This is a genomic window from Pseudomonas sp. GW456-E7 (assembly GCF_059424105.1).
The window spans coordinates 1-1,899 of record NZ_JBWKZB010000114.1 but is presented as its reverse complement, the minus strand read 5'-3'; the positions used below and the strand labels follow the sequence as shown (position 1 = coordinate 1,899).

Sequence of the window (1,899 nt, the reverse complement as noted above, 5' to 3'; positions counted from 1 at the left end):
CCTCCTTCATCCCCCTCCAGATAATTCGCCACATAACTATCCACCGCCGTCCCAATCGTAGGAAAAAACGCCGTCTCCCCCAATCTTGCAAACAACCCAAACCGCTTCAGCTTGTCCTTCACCGGGTCCTTCATCTCCGCAAAGCACAACTCGATACCCACCGCGTGCAAGGTGTCGTCCAGCTCAGCCAGCATGTCCGCGGAGGTCACGTCGACGCTGGTCACCGGTTCTGCGGCGACCACCAGCCAGCGCACGGGTGTGGGCGATGCCGCGACGGCGTCCAGCACGCGGTCGTTGAACAGTTCGGCGTTGGCGAAGAACAAGGGGGCATCCCAGCGGAACAGGACCAGGCCGGGGATCAGGTGTGCGTCGGGGTAGCGTTTGATGTCGTGGTAGCCCTTGACCCCGTCGGCGCGGCCCAATACGGCGGAGTACGGGCGCCAGGCGTCCCAGAGGAATTCGATGATCGCGATCACGATGGCCAGGCCGATGCCTTCGATCGCGCCGAACACGGCCACCCCGACGGTGCAGACAATCGATAGCCAGCATTCCCAGCGCTGGATGCGATAGATCCGGCGCAGGTCGGTGATTTCGATCAGGCCGATGGCCGAGGCGATCACGACGGCCGCCAGGGCGCTGGACGGTAGATGTTGCAGCAGGTCCGGTGCCACCACCAGCAGCAAGGCAACCGCGAGTGCGCCGACGACGCCGGTGATTTGGGTTTTGGCGCCGGCAGCTTCGGCCACGGGCGTGCGTGACGAACTGCTGCTGATCGGGAAGCCCTGGAAAAATCCGGCCGCCAGGTTGGCTATGCCGAGGCCCATCATTTCCTGGTTCGGGTTGACGTAGGTTCGGGTCCGCGCCGCATAGACACGGGAGAGCACGCTGGTGTCGGCGAATGAGACCAGTGCGACGGCGCACCCGCCGATCACCACCGGGACGATGTCGGCGGTGGTGATCCAGGGGATGGCGAACCCGGGCAAGCCTTGGGGGAGCGAACCGAGGACCGACACACCGGCGCGTGTCGCCAGGTCGAGGGCACCCACGGCGACCGTCGCGCCGACCACGGCGATCAGGATGCCCGGCAGTCGCGGCCATCTTTTGAGTAGCAGGATCACCGCCAGGGTGAGCCCGCCTACGGTGAAGGTGGCCCAGTTGACCTTTCCTTCCATCAGCGCCGAGGCGATGGCCCAAATGTTTCTCAATGGGCCGTCGGACTCAATGGAAAAACCGAACAGCTTGGGCAACTGGCTGATCAATACGGTCAGTGCGATGCCGTTCATGTAGCCGTAGCGGATCGGTTTGGACAGCAGCTCGGTGATGAAACCCAGGCGCGCCATACCGGCCAGGATGCACACCGCTCCCGAGACGATCGCCATCATCCCCGCCAGGGCGACGGCACGCTGCGGGTCGCCGCCGGAGAGTGGAATGATGACGGCCAGGATGACGGCCACCAGGGAGGAATCCGGCCCCATCACCAGAATCCGGCTGGGGCCGAACAGGGCATAGAACAGCAGCGGAACGATGGTCGCGTAGAGGCCATAAATGCCGGGCACGCCCGAGGCCACCGCGTAGGCGATACCGACGGGCACCAGCATCGTGGTCAGCACCAGACCGGCCACGATGTCGTCACGCAACCACGCCCATTGGTATTCGCGCAGCACGCCCAATCCTGGTAGCCAGCGGCGCCAACCGGTCTGTTCATCCCGGCGGGCTATGCGGCCCGGTTCCGAAACGGGCGGCGAAGCATCTGAATGGCTCATGAATCGCCCTCGTTGATGTAATGCTATTCATTAAAAATTTTGTAGGAGCGAGCTTGCTCGCGATGGACTCAAGAGCGCCGCGTTTAGTCAGTAAACACGCGGCATCGTTAACGACCATCGCGAGCAAGCTCGCTCC

General features: G+C 63.5%; 1 protein-coding gene. It reads right to left on the bottom strand.

Features of this window, described 5'->3' with window-relative positions; all coding sequences use genetic code 11:
• A partial coding sequence (locus AC07YV_RS29825; protein ID WP_102702838.1) for a SulP family inorganic anion transporter occupies positions 1-1,763 on the bottom strand: 1,763 nt, incomplete at its 3' end.
• Between the last annotated feature and the right edge of the window lie 136 nt (positions 1,764-1,899).